The sequence below is a fragment of the Collinsella aerofaciens genome, from assembly GCF_015554145.1.
GTDB lineage: Bacteria > Actinomycetota > Coriobacteriia > Coriobacteriales > Coriobacteriaceae > Collinsella > Collinsella aerofaciens_AA.
This window is the reverse complement of the sequence record NZ_JADNHZ010000009.1, coordinates 1-19,799: the sequence shown is the minus strand read 5'-3', so window position 1 is coordinate 19,799 and position 19,799 is coordinate 1. Positions and strand designations below refer to the sequence as shown.

14 protein-coding genes and 1 pseudogene are annotated in these 19,799 nt (G+C 61.3%); 2 read left to right on the top strand and 13 right to left on the bottom strand.

What is annotated here, in order from left to right; genetic code table 11:
- Positions 1 to 118: 118 nt before the first annotated feature.
- The 3 genes from I2E13_RS04885 to I2E13_RS04875 form a co-directional block, all read right to left on the bottom strand.
- Complete coding sequence (locus I2E13_RS04885) at positions 119 to 2,002, bottom strand: histidine kinase N-terminal 7TM domain-containing protein (RefSeq protein WP_195404351.1); 1,884 nt, start codon at positions 2,000 to 2,002, stop codon at positions 119 to 121.
- Positions 2,003 to 2,362: 360 nt separating this feature from the next.
- Entirely contained in the window at positions 2,363 to 3,469 is a 1,107-nt protein-coding gene (locus tag I2E13_RS04880) for an ATP-binding protein (protein WP_195404350.1), read from the bottom strand.
- 297 nt (positions 3,470 to 3,766) lie between these two features.
- Positions 3,767 to 5,197, bottom strand: coding sequence for a 6-phospho-beta-glucosidase (locus I2E13_RS04875; protein WP_195404349.1), 1,431 nt, complete (start codon positions 5,195 to 5,197; stop codon positions 3,767 to 3,769).
- Between the two features lie 277 nt (positions 5,198 to 5,474).
- Here I2E13_RS04875 and I2E13_RS04870 point away from each other — a divergent pair, with 277 nt between their 5' ends.
- A complete protein-coding gene (locus I2E13_RS04870) occupies positions 5,475 to 6,581 on the top strand; it encodes an ATP-binding protein (RefSeq protein WP_195404348.1) in 1,107 nt (368 codons plus the stop codon).
- Positions 6,582 to 6,703: 122 nt separating this feature from the next.
- On the opposite strand, the gene I2E13_RS04865 is transcribed toward I2E13_RS04870, so the two are convergent.
- The 9 genes from I2E13_RS04865 to I2E13_RS04825 form a co-directional block, all read right to left on the bottom strand.
- Entirely contained in the window at positions 6,704 to 7,348 is a 645-nt protein-coding gene (locus tag I2E13_RS04865) for a DUF4867 family protein (protein ID WP_195404347.1), read from the bottom strand.
- 135 nt (positions 7,349 to 7,483) lie between these two features.
- Entirely contained in the window at positions 7,484 to 7,972 is a 489-nt protein-coding gene (locus I2E13_RS04860; protein WP_117735645.1) for an S-ribosylhomocysteine lyase, read from the bottom strand.
- A gap of 153 nt (positions 7,973 to 8,125) precedes the next feature.
- Positions 8,126 to 9,616: an FGGY family carbohydrate kinase gene (locus tag I2E13_RS04855; protein WP_195404346.1), complete on the bottom strand. Its 1,491-nt coding sequence runs from the start codon at positions 9,614 to 9,616 to the stop codon at positions 8,126 to 8,128.
- Positions 9,617 to 9,790: 174 nt separating this feature from the next.
- Positions 9,791 to 10,729 carry a transketolase family protein gene (locus I2E13_RS04850; RefSeq protein WP_195404345.1) on the bottom strand — a complete coding sequence of 313 codons (939 nt, stop codon included), beginning with the start codon at positions 10,727 to 10,729 and terminating at the stop codon, positions 9,791 to 9,793.
- Positions 10,722 to 11,558: a transketolase gene (locus I2E13_RS04845; RefSeq protein ID WP_195404344.1), complete on the bottom strand. Its 837-nt coding sequence runs from the start codon at positions 11,556 to 11,558 to the stop codon at positions 10,722 to 10,724. The genes I2E13_RS04850 and I2E13_RS04845 overlap by 8 nt, the downstream gene beginning before the upstream one ends.
- Before the next feature lie 2 nt (positions 11,559 to 11,560).
- Complete coding sequence (locus I2E13_RS04840) at positions 11,561 to 12,961, bottom strand: L-fucose/L-arabinose isomerase family protein (RefSeq protein WP_195404343.1); 1,401 nt, start codon at positions 12,959 to 12,961, stop codon at positions 11,561 to 11,563.
- 258 nt (positions 12,962 to 13,219) lie between these two features.
- On the bottom strand, positions 13,220 to 14,230 hold the full coding sequence (locus I2E13_RS04835) for a LacI family DNA-binding transcriptional regulator (RefSeq protein ID WP_195404342.1): 1,011 nt from the start codon (positions 14,228 to 14,230) through the stop codon (positions 13,220 to 13,222).
- A 198-nt stretch (positions 14,231 to 14,428) separates the two neighbouring features.
- A complete protein-coding gene (locus I2E13_RS04830) occupies positions 14,429 to 15,403 on the bottom strand; it encodes a nucleoside hydrolase (RefSeq protein ID WP_195404341.1) in 975 nt (324 codons plus the stop codon).
- A gap of 4 nt (positions 15,404 to 15,407) precedes the next feature.
- Positions 15,408 to 16,403, bottom strand: a complete 996-nt coding sequence (locus I2E13_RS04825) for a ribokinase (RefSeq protein ID WP_195404340.1) — start codon at positions 16,401 to 16,403, stop codon at positions 15,408 to 15,410.
- Between the two features lie 186 nt (positions 16,404 to 16,589).
- Here I2E13_RS04825 and I2E13_RS04820 point away from each other — a divergent pair, with 186 nt between their 5' ends.
- Positions 16,590 to 18,806: an acyltransferase family protein gene (locus I2E13_RS04820; RefSeq protein ID WP_195404339.1), complete on the top strand. Its 2,217-nt coding sequence runs from the start codon at positions 16,590 to 16,592 to the stop codon at positions 18,804 to 18,806.
- Between the two features lie 348 nt (positions 18,807 to 19,154).
- Here the strand turns inward: I2E13_RS04820 and I2E13_RS04815 are convergent.
- Positions 19,155 to 19,721 (bottom strand): annotated as a pseudogene (locus I2E13_RS04815) (transposase); the annotation flags it as partial.
- Between the last annotated feature and the right edge of the window lie 78 nt (positions 19,722 to 19,799).

Genomic DNA, 19,799 nt, shown 5'->3' with positions numbered 1-19,799 from the left:
TTATAGGACGAGCGCCGCGACGCGATGAACGGAACGTGAATGGTCTACAGGCATGCCGCTAGGGCAAAGACGACGTCGAGCGCGACAATCTGAGGAAGGATAAGCGGAATCTGCATGGTCACTCACCCGTCCGCGGCATCAAGACGATCATGCGCAGCTGACCGGGCTCGCCCTCAAGACGATACGCCACGTTTCGCCCCTGCAGCGCGACCTCGAGCTCGTGGGCGGCGGGTGTTCGCGAAAGATCGTCCTCATCGTTGGAAAAGAGCGTGGCGCGCAGCTCGACACTGCACGAGTCGTGGTCGCCCAAGTGATACATAAGCGCCGGATGATCGGTGGTGTAGGCAAAAAACGCAAAGTCGTACACGCAGTCGTACAGCGCGCTTACCGTACTGGCGTGCAGTGGGCGGCGTATGGCGACAATCGAGGCGCAGTCGACATCGATGGTGCGCAGATCGCTTGCGAGCTCGTTGGCAATCAGCTGAATACGGTCGCGGTCAAAGCCGCTCTCCTCGTGCTGCGCCAGCGTAAGTGACCCTTTGCGCTTGCAATAGGCAACGAGCATTTTGGCGCACTGCAGCATGCGGTAACGCTCATGCGAGGACGCCTCGTCGGTAAGCGGAGGCAGCGAGCTCAGCAGGCTGTACATCTCATTGAGCGCGCGGGCAAGCGCCCGGTCCACATCTTGAACCAGCAGCGCCTCGGCCTCCTGGTCTGCCAAATGCGCCTTAAGGTCATAGTCTGCCGCGAGCAGTTCGTTTTGACGTTGCAGTTCCATACGCCGATACGCCAGCTCGCGATTGAGCTCGTTGAGCTCCGAGACCTCCTGGGCAAGGAGAGCCGACCCGCCCAGCAGCGGAAAAGCTCGATACATCACATCGGGGGCAGACGCCACGGTAAAGGCGTGGGCACGCCCGTACTCCTGCGCACGAAGCTCTTCGCGCACATCTGGCGTGATTGGTCCCGACATCGGCGTGGCATATGCCACCTGCAAGTCGCGCGTCAGAACCTTGAGATCGAGCGGCAGGGTATCGAAGATGCCGGCGATATCGTGATACGACGGGATAACGCCACAATCGAGGCAAATCTCGAATGTTACCACGCACAGCACGCAATAGACCAGCGAAAAGTTGAGTTTCCACGCCCAGGGCACACGCAGGGCATACGAAGCGGCAAAGAACGCGCCGCCCAGCAACACGAGTGCTGCCGTGCCTGAAAAGCGCTGGATTCTATAAGACGAGGACCGTCCCACCAGGACAAAAAAGGCAACGACGTTAAAAGCCGTCCACGCCAGAAAGACAAAGTAACCCCAGCCATACGTGTAGTCGTTGCTCCAGGTTTCGCTTGCGCGGTCAAAGTGGAATATCTGCCGGTGCGCATCGTTGGTTAGCACAAACGCGATAAGCAGGGCGGCCGTAATCCACAAGGCCGTGCGGTAGCGGCGGCCCGCGCGATGTTGCTCCACGCCCACGAGGCGCATGCCGCATAGCTGAAAGAGCAGCGGGATGAGCGTCATGGGCACGTAGTACAGGTACCAAAGCAGCGTGGCGTAGCTTGGCGTGAATGATTTGTACTTAAAGATGACCTCAATCATCCACAGGGCGCAGATGGCAGCGATGGCAACAAGGCGGCGGCGCAACACATAGTCCAGGCAGCGCAGGTAAGCGAGAACGCCCCAGATTGAAAACGTGACTGCGGCGACAAGTAGCGGAAAGGAGCTCGTATGAGCGAGCTCGTCCGCGACCTCTTTGGACACCTCACCATAGACGGGCACGGTGTTGGAAAGCTTGGGGTCCGAGGCGAACAGCGCCGGCAAGACCGCTAAAAGCATAAGGAACAGCGCGGTGATGGCGCCGGCGATAGCAAAGACGCGGCGGCGGTATACACGATGCGATATGCCAACAAGGAATCGCGGCATGGCAAAGAGCTTGCCGCCCCTGGGATCCGCCGCGGGTGCGGATCGGGCGGCCGCGTGACCGATATGTCGCTCGCGGGTACCCATAGTGCCTTTAGTGTACCGACAGATGGGCCCAAAAATCGGGCCGCATGTCCCAAAATCCGCAGACGGCAAGGCGCCCGGCGGGCATAAGCTGCTCGCCGGGGGTATCGGTTCGACGAAGAGGCCTCAGCCGTAGCAACGGATTGCCCAGCGAGAGATTTCCCAAGTGCCAACTCAAACAGTACATGTTTAATCTGTTTCGTTAATTGAAATGCGTAAATATGGTTAACCAAAGAATTGATATTTGGTTAATTGGTAACTGTAAATTCGGTTAAACGCGCTGGTAAACAATGGTGATAATTAGGCAAGTAGTCATTGGGGACATTCTTAAACGACCAGTCAAACAAGAACGTCCCCCAATGACTAATCGACAGCGAGGGTCTCCTCTAGGTATTCCTTAAAATACGGAAGGTCAAAGCCAACCCTTCCTCGGCCGCGCTCACCAATAATCCCTTGCTCAATCAGGCGAGCGCGGTATTGCGACGCATAATTGCTCTTTACGCCCATTCGCTCTGCAACGTCCGCAATCTTGCTCTCGCCCCCGTCTGCAAGCATTGCCTCCAAGAACGCTTTATCGCCTTCGGACAGTTCGTAATACGTCGGCGCCAACACGCGCTGCTCCATGTCAGAACGCGCAAGCGCAATGCCCCTTGCAGCATCTTGGGAGGTTATCTCTTCTGCCTGAGGCCGTATATCCCAAGAGCGGAAACCGACGAGCTGCATAAGAAACGGAAAACCGCCGATGGCATCTACCATCTTCTGAAGGCCGTCAGCACTCACGCGCCTGCCACCGCCCTCGATGGTCTCCTTCAATGCAACGGCAATTTCCTTGTCGCTAATATTCCCCAAGTGGTGCTGAACTGATCGACGCAAAAATGAAACGGACTGGTTGCGCAGCAGCATTGACACCTGATGCGGCAGCCCCGCCATCAGCACTCCCACACGTCGGCCTTCGCGCACAAACATCTGGTACGTAGAGGCAAAACTAATCATTTCATCGAACGAAGCCGACACCTCATCGATTGTGAACAGCAAACCGATGTCATATTTGTCCAAAGCTTTTATAAGGCGAGTCATCCGCGTGCGCCAGTTTGCCGAAGGTGCCTGCTCCGGCTCCCATTCCACGCTAAATAGCTGGCCCACACTCAAACCTCTGAGCCTAGGATTTAAGCCGCTATCGATATATTCAGCCGCAACTTCACGCGTTTGCTCGTAAATGTCTTCCAACATTCCAGGAGCAGCAGCCACGCCGACCGAAATCCAACCATGCCTTTGCGCCTCGGAGCTAAGGTATGAGAGCAGGGCCGTTTTACCTGTTCCTCGTGCGCCAACATAGATTGTTGCCAAGTTGGGATCGCCGGGTCCGCGGTCGAGCGCTCGCACAACATCATCAATAAGATACGTGCGGCCGGCCATAATTGGCGGGACGATGCCAAATGTCGGCGTAAACGGATTAATGGGCACATCCATGGAACACTCCCCCGTCAGCTCTATCCTGCTTTCACTAGTTTTGCAAGTTTTAACTTCTTTTGCAAGTTTTAACTTCTTTTGCTTTCTTTCACTTCTTTTAACAAAGCACCCGGCGGGCATAAGTTGCTCGCCGGGCGCCTTGGTTAGGAAGCTATAAAGCATAACTTTCGAAATGCGGCGGTCAGGTCCACCTCCTAAGGGCCTGAGGTGCTCAAGATTGGGAGCGACAAGCCCGACGAAGCGTACTTTAGGTACGCGAGGAGGGTTGGAGCCCCAAGGTTGAGTGCCTCAGTGCCCTTAGGCCAGGTCTTCGCCGTTGGTGGCGATTACCTTCTTATACCAATCAAAGCTCTTCTTCTTGAAACGCTTGAGGGTGCCGTTGCCCGCGTCGTCGCGGTCGACGTAGATAAAGCCGTAGCGCTTGGACATTTCGCCGGTGCCGGCAGAGACGAGGTCGATCGGGCCCCAGGTGGTGTAGCCCAAAAGGTCCACGCCGTCCTCGGTCACGGCATCGCGCATGGCGGCGATATGCTGGCGCAGGTAGTCGATACGGTAGTCGTCGTTGATGGAGCCATCCTCCTCGACAACATCCTTGGCGCCCAGGCCGTTCTCGACCACAAACAGCGGCTTCTGATAACGGTCGTACAGGTCGTTGAGGGTAATGCGGAAGCCCAGCGGATCGATGGCCCAGCCCCACTGGCTCTCCTGCAGATAGGGATTCTTGGCGCCGGCGAAGGCGTTGCCCTTGGTCTTCTCGACATCGGGGTTATCGGCACCGGCGGAGCAGCGGGTGGAGTAGTAGCTAAAGCTGATGAAGTCGACGGTGTTTTCGGCCAGGATCTCGCGGTCCTCGTCAGTCATGCCGACGTCGATGCCCAGACGCTCGAGCTTCTTGACGGCATAGGCCGGGTAGTAGCCGCGGCTCTGGACGTCGACAAAGAAGTAGTTGTCCTGGTTGTCGAGCTGCGCCTGGCGCACATCGCCCGGACGGCAGCTGTAGGGGTAGTAGGTGCCGGCAGCGAGCATGCAGCCGATCTTGACCTCGGGGTCGATCTCTTGGGCAATCTTGGTTGCCCAGGCGCTGGCGACGAGCTCGTTGTGGGCGGCCAGGTACTCGACGGCCTCCTTGTTCTCGCCCTCCTCAAAAACCAGGCCGGCACCCATAAACGGCAGGTGCAGGATCATGTTGATCTCGTTGAAGGTGAGCCAGTACTTCACCAGACCCTTGTAGCGGGTGAAGATCGTGGTCGCGAGGTTCTTGTAGAAGTCGATGAGCTTGCGGTTGCGCCAGCCGCCGTACTCCTTGATGAGGTGGATCGGGCAGTCGAAGTGCGTGATGGTCACGAGCGGCTCGATGCCGTGCGCTTGGCACTCGCGGAACACGTCCTCGTAGAAGGCCAGGCCGGCCTCGTTGGGCTCGGCCTCGTCACCGTTGGGGAAGATACGGGTCCAGGCCAGGCTCATGCGGAAGGTCTTAAAGCCCATCTCGGCAAAGAGGGCAATGTCCTCCTTGTAGTGGTGGTAGAAATCGATGCCGGTCTGCGCGGGGTAGTAATAGCCGTCCTCGAAGTCGAGCATTTTGCGCTGACCGGAGACCACCGCATAGCGCTCGGGGCCGTGCGGGGCCACGTCCACGTTGGCCAGGCCGCGCCCGTCCACGTCGTAGGCACCCTCGCACTGGTTGGCAGCCGTCGCGCCGCCCCACAGGAAGTCTTTACGGAAAGCCATGCATCGATCCTTTCATACGCTGTTTGTCGTGGCTTCAGTATCCCCGCAAGCAGCGCACTACTCAACGGCAGCGGCGCAGGCCGACACTTCTTTTCGCACACAGGCGCCCAGCAGCCGCCCGAGCCTGACACTTTTTGATACCCAACCACCACAAAGGGGACAGGCACCTTTGTGGTGGTTTGGGGGGCGGCGATCCCACATAGCCGCCCTCGGCCAGCAGGCAATTTGACTGAATAGGAAAAAAAGGAAAAAATAGGAAAAAAAGGAAAGGAGACTTATGACTGAAACCATCTTCTCCCCTTCATTTGGAAATCGCCCATCCTATCTCGTTGGGCGAGGAAGTGTAATTTCAACATTCATCTCCGGCCTTGAGCAGGAGCCGGGCAATCGAGACCGCGCCATGCTCATGCTCGGCCAGCGAGGAAGCGGCAAAACGGTTCTCCTGTGGGAGCTCGCCGATCGCGCTCGCAAGCTTGGCTTCGTCGTCGCCACACCCACCGTTGCCTCCGAGGACATGCTCGAGCGCATTGTTGAAAAAATCCAAGAGGCGGGCGAGCCCTATGCCAACAAACGTCATCTCCCTAAACTCACGGGCGGTAGCCTGAGCGTCTTCGGTTTCTCAGCCGGCCTCGAGTTCACGCGCGACGTACAGGAAACCAAGAGCTTCCAGTTCAAGCTCACGCAACTGGCGCGCAAACTAACCGAGCAAGGACATGGCATCCTCATCCTCATCGATGAGCTCCAGGCCAATTCGCCCGAGATCAGACAACTCGTCACCGCTTATCAAGAGCTCGTCGGCGAGGGACTCAACGTCGCGCTCGTTATGGCGGGCCTTCCGGGAGCGGTCTCGGCAACACTCAACGACCGTGTGCTGACGTTTCTCAACCGCGCGCGCAAAGTCACGCTCGAACCGCTTTCAGTCGGAGATGTCGATGCCTATTACCAGCGGGCCTTCGAAGAGCTCGACCTTGATATCCCAAGCGATCTTCGGCTGGATGCCGCTCGCGCAACCCAGGGCTCGCCCTACATGCTGCAGCTCATCGGCTACAACATCGCCAATCGTTGCCAGGCAGGAGAGCGCGTAACACAAGGGCTAGTCGACGGAGCCATTGGGGCGTCAAAGGTCGATTTCGAAAACGATGTGTGCGAGACGACGCTCGCCGCGCTCTCGGACCAAGACATTGCGTTTCTTGCCGCAATGGCGGATGACGAAGACACCGTGTCGCGCATTTCTGATGTAGCCGAGCGCATGTCGGTCACACCCGACTACGCACAAAAGTATCGCCGGCGCCTTATCGACGCCGGCGTGATCGAACAGGCCCGCCGCGGGTATGTGCGTTTCGCTGTTCCTTATATGGCTGACTACCTGCGAAGTCAGCTGTAACTGCAGACAAACCACCACAAAGGGAACAGGCACCTTTGTGGTGGTTCGGGCCGGTTTGTCTTGATCTGTAACAGTTAGAGACGATTTAGCCCGCTAGATGTTACAGATTGAGACAGAGGACTCTAGTCGCAGGCGATGTCGAGGTTCTTGCCGATGAGGCCCACGTAGCCGCCTTCGGCTGCCTTGGGGCTATCGGCGTGGCAGAGGACCCACTTGTCGGCTTTCCAGTAGCAGTAGCTATCACCGGCGGCGGGCATACCGGCTGCAGCCTCGGGGCGCGGGCCGTTGGTGCCGGCGGGCAGCGCAACCATCACCTGGAAGCCACAGTCGTCGACCATGCAGGGCGTGTAGTGGAGTGTCGTAGCATAGACCTCGACGAGCGTGCCGGCCGGCGCGCGGAAGGCCTTGACGCACGTAGTGTCAAGCTTGCCGTCGACGATCTGCTCGCGCTTGGCCAACAGCAGGATAAAGTCGCGGGCACCCAGATTGAACTCGCTGGCGCGGTGATACTCCAGGCAGTTGAGCTTCGTGTTGTGGCCGTTGCACCAACCCAGCTGGAAGGGACGGCCACCGTACATGAGAAAGCCCAGCTTATCGGCATCCTTGACGCCCTCGAGCTCCGGCGCGCTTGCTACGTACTTGCTGCCCTCGGGGATGGGCGTGGCAGAGAGCGCCTCGAGCACGGGCGACGTGAGCACGGACGGAACGTCATCCCAAACGTTGCCATAGGATTTGAACTCGGGATCGTTGACAGAGTAGATATGCATGTTCACTCCTGTTCGTTTATGTGACAGTACGAACATTCTAGAACAATTTCTTCGCGTTTTGAGCGCTCAGTATGAAAAAGCGCCACCGCTGACAGCGGAGGCGCTTCTGGTGCAAACGATATTTTGCGAGCAGCTTTATGCCTGTTGATAGTGCAGATGCTTCTCGTCGATATCGGCCAGGTCACGGTCGAGATAACGGCGCGCAAGCCAGTTTGCCATGGGGAGGTTCTGGTCCAGGTAGTTACCGCACTCCTCGGGAGCGGCACCGGGGACATCGCCCTCAAAGTCGGCGACAAACTCGAACAGCTCACGCACGATCGGCAGGATCTCCTCGCTCGTCACTTCGCCAAATACGACGAGGTAAAAGCCCGTGCGGCAGCCCATGGGGCCAAAGTAGACAATGCGGCTCGACCACTCGGCATGATTGCGAAGGAACGTCGCGCCCAGGTGCTCGATGGTATGGCACTCGGCCGTGTTCATGACCGGCTCTTTGTTGGGCGTGGTCAGGCGCAGGTCAAACGTGGTGACGGCAGCACCGGTCGCCGGATCGCGGTCGATGCGGCTCACATACACGCCGGGCTCAAGCAGCAGATGGTCAACGGAAAAGCTGGCGATGCGCTCCATGGCAGATCCTCTCGGTAGTCAATTTGGGACGGGGCTCTTTTAGCTGGTTCGAATGGTCGCACCAATCATACCAGTCAAAAAAGCCCCGTCCCAAATAAGCTGCCTAGGACGGGGATCACTGAGTTTTTTAATCCCAGTCCCAGAAAAATCATTCTAGGCCGTGTACGCGATTGTAGCGTCGACGGCGTGGCGCCAGCCGGCGATCTTTTTGGCGCGCTCGTCGACGGACATGGTGGGCTCCACGATGCCGCGGGCGCCATAGACGTCAACGACATCGCGCGCGTACATGCCCAGCGCAATGCCGCAGGCCCAAGCTGCGCCCAGACCGCTCATCTCGTCATTGCTCGCAATGCGGATGGGCGAGCCGACCAGGTCGCTCTCAAACTGCATCAGGTACGCGTCGCGCGTGGGACCGCCGTCAACACGAAGCTCGGCCAGTGCCGCGCCCGAATCCTCGACCATCGCATCGATCACGTCGAAGATCTGATAGGCGATCGACTCGTCGGCGGCCTTTACGAACTCCGCACGGCCCGTGGTGCGCGTCATGCCAAAGATGCAGCCCTCGGCATCGCTCGCCCAGTGCGGCGCGCCCAGGCCAGTGAACGCCGGCACAAAGTAGACACGGCTTGCCGGATTGGCGGCGTAGCACAGGTCGGTGACTTCCTCGGGATTGTTGATGAGTTCCAGGTCGTCGCGCAGCCACGTCTTGACGGCGCCGGCGTAGCTCACGTTGCCCTCGAGCACGTACTCGGTCACACCGTCCATACGCCATGCGAGCGAGCTCGAAAGCCCATGCGAGCTGGCGACGAACTCGTCGCCGACGTTCATCATGACCGAGCTACCGGTGCCATAGGTCGCTTTGGCCATGCCGCGGCTGTGGCAACCCTGCGCAAACAGGGCCGCATGGCTGTCGCCCAGCACGCCGTGTACCGGCACGGGTGCGGGCAAAAAGCCATCCAGGTCCGTTGTGCCGAACAGGCCGTCGGAATCGGTCACCTGCGGCAAGCACGCCGGATCGATGCCAAAGGCCTCGCACACCGGCTCGCTCCAGCAGCCACGGCGCAGGTCGAAGAGCTGCGTGCGGCTGGCATTGGACCAGTCGCAGCGAAACTCCGCGCCGCCCGTGAGCGTCCAGACCACCCAGGCATCGATGGTGCCCAGGCACAGCTCGCCCGCCGCCGCGGCCTTGGCAGCCGCCGGAACGTTCGCGAGGATCCAGGCCATCTTGCCCGCCGGATAGTAGGGCGAGAGCACCAGGCCTGTCGTGTCACGCACCAGCTCGGCCACACCCTCGCGCGCGGCCAGCTCGTCGCACAGCTCGCGGGCGCGGGCGCACTGCCACACCACGGCATCGCACAGCGGCTCGCCCGTCGTGCGATTCCAGGCAACGGTAGTCTCGCGCTGGTTGGAGATGCCGATGCCGGCGACGTCGGCCGGATCGACCCCGGTCTCCTCCACCACGGCGCGCGCCACGGCCAGCACGTTGGCGGCGATCTCGGCTGGATCATGGCTCACCCAGCCGGCCTCGTTGACAATCTGGCGATGCGAGCGGTCGGCGCGATGGATCAGATGGCCGCCCTCGTCCACCAGCAGCGCCTTAGTACCCTGTGTGGACTGATCGATTCCGATGATGTATTTGCTCATGTACTCTCCTGTCTCCCCCGTCGATTCAAAAACTAAAATCCGACGGACAAGGAGCGAGCGACCGTCAAGTGCCGCAGATTGCCGTGAAAGAGGAGCGCCGCGTACTTTGTGTACGCAAGCGACGGTTTGAACGGCAAGGTGCGGTGCTTGGCGGCCGCGCAGCGTCTGTTTCTACTAGTTGCCGAGGAACTCGGCGACCGTCTTGGTGATTCCGGCACCCGTCAGGCCATAGTGCGCAAAGACCTCGGGGCTCGTACCGGTGATGACCGGCGCGTCGGGCAGGGAGAGGCACTTGACCGGACGCGGGCAATGCTCGCCCACGACCTGCGCGACCATGGAACCCAGGCCGCCGAAGGGGCTGTGCTCCTCGACGGTCACGACGGCGCGCGTGGCGCCGGCGGCCTCGATCACGGCCTCGGCGTCGAGCGGCTTGACGCAGTACATGTCGAGCACCGTTGCCGAGATTCCCTGCTCGGCCAGCAGATCGGCGGCGTCCACGGCGTGGCGGACCATCTCGCCGGTGGCGACAATCGTCACATCGGTGCCACGACGCACCCAGGTGGCGCGGTCCATCTGGAACGGGCACTCGTCCTCGGTATACACGTCCTCGACCGGGTTGCGGCCCACGCGGATATAGGCCGGCTTGCTGTCGGCAACCAAGGCGCGCACGAGCTCGGCGGTCTGGAAGCGGTCGCTCGGCAAATACACGCGCATGTTGGGAATCGCGCTCATAGCGGCGATATCCTGCGCAGAATGGTGGCTCATACCCAGGGCGCCATAGGACACGCCGCCCGAGATGCCGATGAGCTTGACGTTGGTGTTGGAGTACGAGACATCGACCTTGCACTGCTCATACGAGCGCGTGGTCACAAAGGACGCCGGCGAGGCGGCCCAGGCCTTCTTACCGCACGAGGCCATGCCGGCAGCGATGCTCACCAGGTCCTGCTCGGCAATGCCGACCTCGACGGACTGCTGGGGATACTGATCGAAGAACGGCGTGAGCGACGCGGAGCCGCGGGAGTCGGAGCACAGGACGACGATGTCCTTATCGGTCTTGGCGGCCTCGAGCAGCGTGTCGCAGATAACCTTGCGGTTGGCGATCTTGTTAGCCATTGATGGCCTCCTTATGGGCAGCGAAATCGGCGATGATCTGGGCATATTCCTCGTCGTTGGGCAGGTGATGATGCCAGCCGGCCTTGTCCTCCATAACGGGCGAGCCATAGCCCTTCACCGTGTTGAGGATGATGACCGTAGGCTTTCCCTTAGTCTCGGCCGCAAGCGTCAGCGCGGCGTCGATGGCCTGGACGTCGTTGCCCGGAATGGACAGCACGTTCCAACCGAAGGCGGCCCAGCGCTCCTCCTGCGAGTCCTGCTTCATGACGTCCTCGGTGCTGCCGCTAATCTGCAGGCGGTTGCGATCCACGAGCGCGCACAGGTTATCGAGCTGGTAGTTGCCGCCGCTCATGGCGCCCTCCCAGACCGAGCCCTCGGCAAGCTCGCCGTCGCCCATGATGGTGTAGACGCGGTAGCCGCGGCCGTCCATCTTGCCGGCAAGCGCCATGCCAACGGCCACGGGCAGGCCATGGCCCAGCGAGCCCGAGTTCATCTCGATGCCCTTGAGCTTGTTGTTGGGATGACCGATGTAGGGGCTGCCGAACTTAGAGAAGCGGGCCTTGACGTCATCGAGGTCCAGATAGCCCTCGTGGCAGAGCACCGCGTAGTAGGCCTCCATGGCATGGCCCTTGGAGAGCACGAAGCGATCGCGATTGGGATCGTCGACGGTCTCGGGCGAAATGTTGAGATGGTTAGCGTAGAGGGTCATCAGCGCATCGATCACCGACATGTCGCCGCCGATGTGGCCGCCAGCGCCAGCCATGATGATATCGACGCAATCGCGGCGAAGGTCCCAACGCAGGGATTCAAGCTCTTCGATAGTTGCCATTTCTACTCTCCTCGCAGGTAGGCTTTGACGTCTTCTTCAATCGGGTCGTATAAGTCGGGGGCAATGCCGATGTACTTGCATGCCTCGTAGAGCACCGGCACCACGTTGGCGTGAATGGCGACGCAGTGGTGGATGTAGGGACCCTCGACGATCTTGGCCTCGAGGCGCTTGAGGTTTTCGACCTCGACCCACAGGTAGGTGCCCATGCCGGCCGGGCCGTCGATGCCGCGGGCGTTGCCCAGCAGCAGCGAGTACTCGCCGTTGTCGCCGTCAAAGCGAACAAGGGTGAGGTCGCCGTGCTTGGCCTCGGCTGTCAGCGCGCCGGGGTGATCGAATGCCAGCGGGTAGGTGAGCTTGGGCTTGACGGCCGCGCAGCTGCAGGGCCAGGGGCCGCAGTGCTGCAGCAGCTCGCCGTTCTCGTTATCGGGATGACGCACGGTCCAGTCGGCGAACATGCCGCGGTGACGGCCCAGGTCGGCAGCCTCGACCATCAGCGCGGTGATGGCTCCGTGGATATCGGTCTCGCACACGACGGGGATACCCATCTCGTTGAGGATGGCGTTGGCGGCGCAGGGCATAATGCCCAGCTCGTCCTGCAGGGCGTTCCAGCACTGGATGGCACCGGCGTTGCAGCCGTACTTCTCGACCAGGCGCTTCATGGCAATGGCAAGTCCTGCGACCGCAGGAACCTTGTCCTCGGGAATGCAGATCTCAAAGCTGTCGTTGATGTGGGCAAGCATGGCGGCCATGGCCTGCTCGTCAGCCTGGGCGTCGCGCACAGCCTGGACAAGCTCGGTCATGGGAATGGGCGAAAGCTGGATGTTGAACTTCTCGAGCAGCTCGCCCTCGTTGCACATGGTCGACCAGAAGTCGAACGGGCGGGTGGCCATCTGCAGGATGCGGGTGTGCTTGAAGGTCTTGACCACGTTGCACACGGCCAAGAAGTCCCAAACGCCGCGCTCGAACTCGGGGTCGGTCAGGCGGCAGTTGGTCATATAGGTGAAGGGAACCTGGAAGCGGCGAAGTACCTTGCCGGTGGCGAACAGGCCGCACTGGCTATCGCGCAGGCGGGTGCCGTCGGGCTCAGGGCGCTCGTCGCGCGGACCCCACAGCAGCACGGGCAGGCCGAGCTCGCGGGCAAGGCGGGCGCAAACGTACTCGGTGCCAAAGTTGGCGTGGCACAGCATGATGCCGTCGACGCCCTCGGCGCGGAACTTTTTGACGATAGGCTCGATATGGCTGTCGTCGAACAGCAGGCCCTCATCGTTGATGTCGTCGATATCCACGATGTCGACGCCGATCTCGCGCAGGCGATCAGCCGTCAGCCCGCGATACTTGATCGCGTCCGGCGCGCTAAAGATGCTGCGGCGCGTGGGCACAAAACCGAGCTTGATCTTATCCATGTACGTCCTCCCCTAATCACATGTTCAGTAAACAGATGCGTGTTTCGTTTTGTTCTGTTTACTAAATGTTTTACTCTTCTGTTTAGAAGTTTAGCGCGAAATACCCGTAGACGGTAGAGAAATCAGCCTAAACGGTATGTAAACGGATTGAACATACAAGGGAAACAAAAAAGAGGGCCCAGAAGGACCCTCTTTTAAATGGCGTTGTATTTGCTGCCCTAGCGTGCTTTGACGCGAAGCGGGCGATACCGCCTCCGCCTAGATTTCGCGCACGCTCTGGCGCTCGACAAAATAGGTCGATACGGCCGTCTTGCAGGTATAGCTCTTGGGATTGCGGATGTTGCCCACCAGACGACGCACCGCGATCTCGCCCACCTCGTGTTTGGGAACATGCACCGTGGTGAGCGGCGGGTTGGAGAAGGCGCCCAGCGACAGATCGTCAAAGCCGATGATCGAGACGTCCTCGGGCACGCGAATGCCGTGCTCGTTCAACGCGCGCATGGCACCCACGGCGAGCACGTCGTTCTCGGCAAAGAAAGCCGTCGGCAGGTCGTCGCGCGAGACGCTGTCGAGCCATGCACCCATATCGCGATAGGCACCTTCGAGCGTAGTGCCCAGCGTGACGCGCCATGTCGAGTTGGCCTCGAGGTCCGCATCCTCAAGCGCTTGACGATAGCCGCGCTCGCGATCCTTAAAGTTGCGGATGCGAAGGTCGCCTGCTAGGTAGCCAATTTGCTTGTGACCCTTCTCGATAAGGTAATCCACGGCACGCAGCACCGAATCGGTGTTGGCAATGACTACGGCATCAAAGTACTGGCGGTCGCTCCAGCCGTCGAGCACGATCAGGTGGGCGGCGGCGTTGGCGAACAAGGCGTAATCTTCCTCACCCAGCTCGGTGCCCATCAGCACGATGGCGGCAGCCGGGTCGGCGATAAGGCCCTCGACCTGCGGGCGCACGGCGTTCAAGTCGCTAAAGTCGAGCGAGACAAAGCTCGTGCTCATGCCGTGGCGACGCGCCTGGCGCTCCACGCCCTCGATGACCGCGGGGTGAAAGGTGCTCTCGTCCAGGATGGCGCCCGTCTTGCGCGCGAGCACAAACTGAATGCTCTCGAGCTGCGTCGATTGCTGGTAGCCGAGCGATTGCGCGCACTCCAGGATGACCTTGGCGGTCTCCTCGCTCACGCTGCGCTTGCGGTTGAGCGCGTTGGACACAGTCGCAGGCGAAAAACCGGTGATGCGGCTGATCTCGCGAACACTTGCTTTAGCCATTGTTCCCCCTAGTAACGGTCGCGGTCGAGCATCGTGGCCTGACCGCCCCGTGACTCGACAACTAAACGACCGCAAATTCAATCTAAACAGAATAGTAAATGTTTATGAGCTAGTTTAGCCTGTTGTCAAGCGAAGTGGTGCGACTATTCCCCCAACGGGCACATTTACTCGGTAGCCAATTTGGGGCGTGAAAAACATTTAACCTAGGACGCGGGCCATACGCGCCTTAAACTCCGCGAGGAAGCGCGGGGCGTCGACGGTCAGCGCCACAAGCGCGCTCTTGTCCGGATCGGACAGGCGGTGCTCGTCGCAGATGGTGCGGCCGCGGTACTCGCCCAGCAGGTCGACGCGCAGGTTACAGCCGAGCGCACCCACAAGCGTGGGGTCAATCGCCACGGCAACCGCCAGCGGATCGTGCAGTGCGCAGCCGCCCAGGTAGGGTGCGTTCATCTCGTACGAGCCAATATAGTGCTCGACCATGCTCGCAAATGCGCAGCCCGCCATGGTGCCCGAGCCCGTCCAGCCGGCAATATCGCGACGCGTGAGCACCACGCGATGCGTCACATCCAGACCCACCATAGTGAGCTTGCGGCCCGAACGCAGCACGGCGTCGGCGGCCTCGGGGTCGCTTGCTATGTTGGCCTCGGCGCCCGCGCTCACGTTGCCGGGCACGGTGAGCGCACCGCCCATCACGACCACGCGACCGATAGACATCATCGCCGCTGCATCACGCTCCAGGGCAAGCGCCAGATTGGTGAGCGGGCCGGTCGCCACGTAGATCAGGTCGGGGCCATAGGTACGCGCGGCATCGATCAGATAATCGACCGCAGCGTTGCCATCGGCCGACGTCGCCCCCACCGGCTCGTACGGCGAGGCGGGCACGCTCGCGCCGCCGATGCCGTTCTTGCCGTGGATAAGCGTGGTGGACGCCGGCGGCGTATAGGGCTCGGTCGCCTGCAGAGGACGGTCGGCACCCAGGTACACCGGCACCTCGGGGCGACCCAGCAGATCGAGCACCGCCAGGCAGTTGTGCGCCGATTGCTCGACGCGCACGTTGCCAAAGCACGTGGTGATGCCCACGAGCTCCACCTCGGGGCTCGCGATGGCATAGGCCAGCGCCATCGCATCGTCCACACCCATATCCAGATCAAGGATCAGCTTCTTGGTTGCCATTGTTCTACTCCGCTTCTCCGTCTTGTACCAAATCGTCTAAATCAAACACGCGCTCAACTTCGGCACGCGTGGGAATCGACTGCTGTGCGCCCAGGCGCGACACCGTCACCGCCGAGGCGCGTGCGCCCGCCGCCATGCACTCAAAGAGCGGCAGGCCCTCCAGGCGAGCCGCCGCAAGCGCACCAATAAACGTATCGCCCGCGGCCGTCGTATCGACCACCGCGCACGAAAGTGCCGGCATGCGCAGCAGCTCACCGTCATCGCCAAGTGCAACTGAGCCGGTATCGCCTAGCGTGATGACCGCAGTCCCGGCGCCCTTGTCGAGCAGCGCATTGAGCGCGGCGACGCAACTCGCATCATCCGTGGGCAGAATGCCCGTCAGCACCTGGCACTCGGTCTCGTTGGGGCAGACCAGGTCGACCGCAGGCCACGCTCCTGCCGGCAGGTCGCAGGCGGGTGCCGGGTTAAAGATCGTATAGAATCCCAGCTCGTGAGCGCAAGAGAGCGCCGCGGCCGTTGCCATCAGATCACATTCGCCCTGGGCGATAAAGACGCTTCCGGCAGCCGGGGCAATCTCTCTGGCGTCGCCGTCGAGCTCGTCGGCCACCAGGCGCCTCAGTGCGCGGGCAACGTCCTCGCCCGCAAGTGCATGGTTGGCGCCCGGCGACAGCACGATGCGGTTATCGCTCTCGCAGCGAATGATAGTCGCGGTACCGGTCTCCACGCCATCGAGACGTGTCACAAACTCAACGCCCACGCCGGCATCCTGAAGCCCCGCCACGAGCACATCGCCAAAGGTATCGCGCCCAACAGCGCCAATCATGCACGTGTGCGCACCCATGCGCGCGGCAGCGACGGCCTGGTTGGCGCCCTTACCGCCGGCGTTGGTGATAAAACCGCTGCCACCGACTGTCTCGCCCGCGCGCGGCATGCGCTCGCACGCCACCGAAAGGTCCATGTTCATGCTGCCGAACACCGCAACGATGCTGTGATCCGCCATGGAAACCTCCTCGTCCGTGGGCTCTGCGCCCGCTGTCGACCGTCAATTGTGTGCTCTCGCACCTCCATAACTTTAATTCACTTTGATGTGGACGCGCGCTTGAGCTTGCGCCAGCAGCAAGCATTCACAGGAGCAGGCAGCTACAATGAATACGTGCTGATTATTCTCGTCATTGGATGATGTTTTATGGAACAATTCTCGCAATCGGGCTCGCGCGGCCGACGCCGCACGGGCAACGAGCCGGCGCCGCACGAACGCGTGAAGGGCGAACGCCGTGCCAACGAGCCGCGACGCACTGCGAGCCCCCATCGCGCTTCCGCCAACAACGAGGGCCGCGCCAACACTCCCGCCGCGGAGCAGACGCCTGCTCGTCCCAAGTCCCGCTATATCCCTGCGCTCGACGGTCTGCGCACGCTTGCCGTCGTCGCGGTGGTGCTCTATCACCTCAACCTCACGTGGGCGCAGGGCGGTCTGCTCGGCGTCACGATCTTCTTTGTGCTTTCGGGCTATCTGATCACACGCCTGCTACTCAACGAAGTCGCTAAGACCGGCCGCATCGACCTCAAGAGCTTCTGGATCCGCCGTATCCGTCGCCTGGTCCCCGCCGTGGTAGCGGTAGTGTTCGTGACCTGCGCGCTGTGCACCATCTTTAACCACGTGATGCTCACCAAGATGCGCCCCGACATCCTGCCGTCGCTGCTGTTCTTCAACAACTGGTGGCAGATTGCCCAAAACGTCTCGTACTTCAATGCTCTGGGCGACCCCTCGCCGCTCACGCACTTTTGGTCGCTTGCCATCGAGGAACAGTTCTACCTGATTTGGCCGCCACTGCTGTTTGCCATGGTATCCATGCATGTGAGCAAGCCCAACACGCGCCGCGTGGTTCTGGGCCTTGCCGCGGTATCTGCCCTCGCCATGATGGTGCTCTATAACCCCGCCGCCGACCCCAGCCGCGTGTACTACGGCACCGACACCCGCGTCTTCTCGCTGCTGCTGGGCGCCTGGATGGCCTTTATCCCCGATCGCGACCTGGCGCCGGTGCGTCTCGCTCGTCGTTTGGGGCTCAATCGCCTGGCTGGCGCCGCCAAGCACGGCAAGATCGCCGAGGGCAAGCATGACGCTACGACCGACGACGCAGCCGAGACCGTCCCGGCACAGCCGAGCGCCCTCGTGCGCTTTTGGTCCTCGCCCGCATCCATCGATGTGTTGGGCGTCGTGGGTCTGGTTGGCCTTGCCGCCATGGTCGCGCTCACCAACGGCTACACCGCGTTCCAATATCGCGGCGGCACGCTGTTATGCTCCATCCTCACGCTCATGGTCATCGCGGCCTGCGTGCAGCCCCGGGGAATGGTTGCCCGCGCACTGTCCGCCGAACCGCTCGTGTGGGTTGGCAAGCGCTCGTACAGCATCTACCTGTGGCACTATCCGCTACTGTTGCTCATGAACCCGGTCGCCAACATCAACGATACGCCGTGGTGGCAGTACATTTTGCAGGTGTTGTTGGTGGTCGCCGTAGCCGAATGCTCATATCGCTTTATCGAGACGCCGTTTAGAAAGGGCGCCTTCGGCCGCACCGTCGCCGAGTTCCGCGACGGTACCACCACGCCCGCCAACTGGGTGCGCGCGCATATTCCTGTGTGCGCCACTTGCGGGATCGTGCTTGTCATCGCGCTGGGCGGCCTGATCTTTGTGCCGGAGACCTCCGCGCTGAGCGGTGAGGGCGCCGAAGTCCTCAACAAGGAAGCCAAAAACACCGCGCCCACCGACCAGCAGGCGGCCGACGATACCGACAAGGACAACGACGGCTTCCCCGATGGCTCCTACGACCTGTTGATGATCGGTGACTCCGTGTCGCTGCGCGCCGTTGATTCCTTTGACGGCGTGTTCCCGCACAGCCATATCGATGCCGAAAAGGGCCGCCAGTTTGATGCGGGCCGCGCGACATTTGAGGGCTATATCCAGCAGAACCTTGCCGGCAGGATCGTGGTCTTTGCGCTGGGCACAAACGGCTTGGTAACCAACGATCAGATCGACGCCATCATGGCCGATGCGGGAGATAAGCGTATTGTCGTGTTTGTAAACACGCGTAGCCCGCAGCCGTGGGTCGGGTCCACGAACCAGGCCATCGCCAACGCCGCCACGCGCTACAAGAATGTACGCGTTATCGACTGGTACGGGCACAGTGCCAACCGCAACGACCTGTTCGATGGCGACGGCACGCACCTGTCGACTACCGGCGTGACCGAGTACCTTAACCTGATCCACGATGCGGTCAAGAAAGACCTGCCCGTGCACCCCGAGGACCACGTCAACGATCCGCAGCCGGCAGCCGTCAAGTCCGCCGCCGACGCGCTCGTCAATGCGCTCGCTCTCAAGCCGCACAAGCTGGGCACCGACAAGTAACCTGCAGCGCAAACTCCCCCCCCTCCGGCAGTTAGGGACGTTCCTTATGTGCCGGCACCCAGGGACACTCCTGACACAGCCGAGGAACGCCCTCCTTGCGACCGAATTCTGGACGCCTCGCCACCCCGAGCGTTGTTTCCAAGCCCACACCCGCAGCAAACAACCCAAAATCACTCTTTTCGAGCCGGCTCCAAGAGGTCGTGGACAAAAAGAGGCAAATATGAGTACTGTTACAATTTTAGTAGCAGGCAAAACCACCCAAAATGGCGCACATGCGGTAGCGCGCGAGGTGGCGCGCGCAGACGTGGTGTAAGAGTGTCCTGAGGTCCGTCGCTGCAAGCTCCGATGTTACTCCTTCTTGAGGCCGCGCTTCTCGACTATCTCGTCCACTATCTCCCTGGCGCGCCGCCCGAGCGCGCGGCGCCTCCCCTCTGTCGGGGCCGGCCTGTCCGCGGGCTCGGCGAAGCCCTCGGCGGCCGAGGCCTCGGAGAACACGCGCTGCTGGGACCACTGCCCCTCGGTCTCCATGAGGCTCGCGCACGTCAGGCGCAGCATCGACTCCCTCGAGGGGAAGGACTGCACGACCCTGTAGCGGCGCTTGATCTCGCGGTTGGCGCGCTCCTGGACGTTGTTGGTGCGGAGCTTGGCCCAGTGCGCCCTGGGGAAGGCCGTGAACGCCAGCGCGGAGTCCTCGGCCTGCTCGAAGACCTCGCCGGCCCTGGCGGACACCGACGCCACCCAGGGCGCCGCCTCGGCCCACACGCAGCGCGCGAGGTCGGGGTCGTCCTGGTAGACCGCGGCGTGCACGAGGTCCCTGACGGCCGCCTTGGAGTCCTCGGGCCTGCCCGAGCAGGCGCTCTGGAGGTTGCGCTGCAGGTGCGTCACGCAGCGCTGCCAGGCGCAGCCCTGGAACAGGTGTTAGCGTCAATATATTTTTCACCATTTTCACCAACGTATTTTCGCCAATCGCGCCAACGCGGATGCGCCGGATTC

Excerpts from the sequence above, each read along its gene's own strand:
- I2E13_RS04880 (WP_195404350.1), bottom strand. The coding sequence starts at position 3,469 with ATGGATGTGCCCATTAATCCGTTTACGCCGACATTTGGCATCGTCCCG.
- I2E13_RS04850 (WP_195404345.1), bottom strand. The coding sequence starts at position 10,729 with ATGGCTAACAAGATCGCCAACCGCAAGGTTATCTGCGACACGCTGCTC.
- I2E13_RS04845 (WP_195404344.1), bottom strand. The coding sequence starts at position 11,558 with ATGGCAACTATCGAAGAGCTTGAATCCCTGCGTTGGGACCTTCGCCGC.
- I2E13_RS04875 (WP_195404349.1), bottom strand. The coding sequence starts at position 5,197 with ATGGCTTTCCGTAAAGACTTCCTGTGGGGCGGCGCGACGGCTGCCAAC.
- I2E13_RS04855 (WP_195404346.1), bottom strand. The coding sequence starts at position 9,616 with ATGAGCAAATACATCATCGGAATCGATCAGTCCACACAGGGTACTAAG.
- I2E13_RS04820 (WP_195404339.1), top strand. The coding sequence starts at position 16,590 with ATGGAACAATTCTCGCAATCGGGCTCGCGCGGCCGACGCCGCACGGGC.
- I2E13_RS04835 (WP_195404342.1), bottom strand. The coding sequence starts at position 14,230 with ATGGCTAAAGCAAGTGTTCGCGAGATCAGCCGCATCACCGGTTTTTCG.
- I2E13_RS04830 (WP_195404341.1), bottom strand. The coding sequence starts at position 15,403 with ATGGCAACCAAGAAGCTGATCCTTGATCTGGATATGGGTGTGGACGAT.
- I2E13_RS04825 (WP_195404340.1), bottom strand. The coding sequence starts at position 16,403 with ATGGCGGATCACAGCATCGTTGCGGTGTTCGGCAGCATGAACATGGAC.
- I2E13_RS04865 (WP_195404347.1), bottom strand. The coding sequence starts at position 7,348 with ATGCATATCTACTCTGTCAACGATCCCGAGTTCAAATCCTATGGCAAC.
- I2E13_RS04885 (WP_195404351.1), bottom strand. The coding sequence starts at position 2,002 with ATGGGTACCCGCGAGCGACATATCGGTCACGCGGCCGCCCGATCCGCA.
- I2E13_RS04860 (WP_117735645.1), bottom strand. The coding sequence starts at position 7,972 with ATGGAGCGCATCGCCAGCTTTTCCGTTGACCATCTGCTGCTTGAGCCC.
- I2E13_RS04870 (WP_195404348.1), top strand. The coding sequence starts at position 5,475 with ATGACTGAAACCATCTTCTCCCCTTCATTTGGAAATCGCCCATCCTAT.
- I2E13_RS04840 (WP_195404343.1), bottom strand. The coding sequence starts at position 12,961 with ATGGATAAGATCAAGCTCGGTTTTGTGCCCACGCGCCGCAGCATCTTT.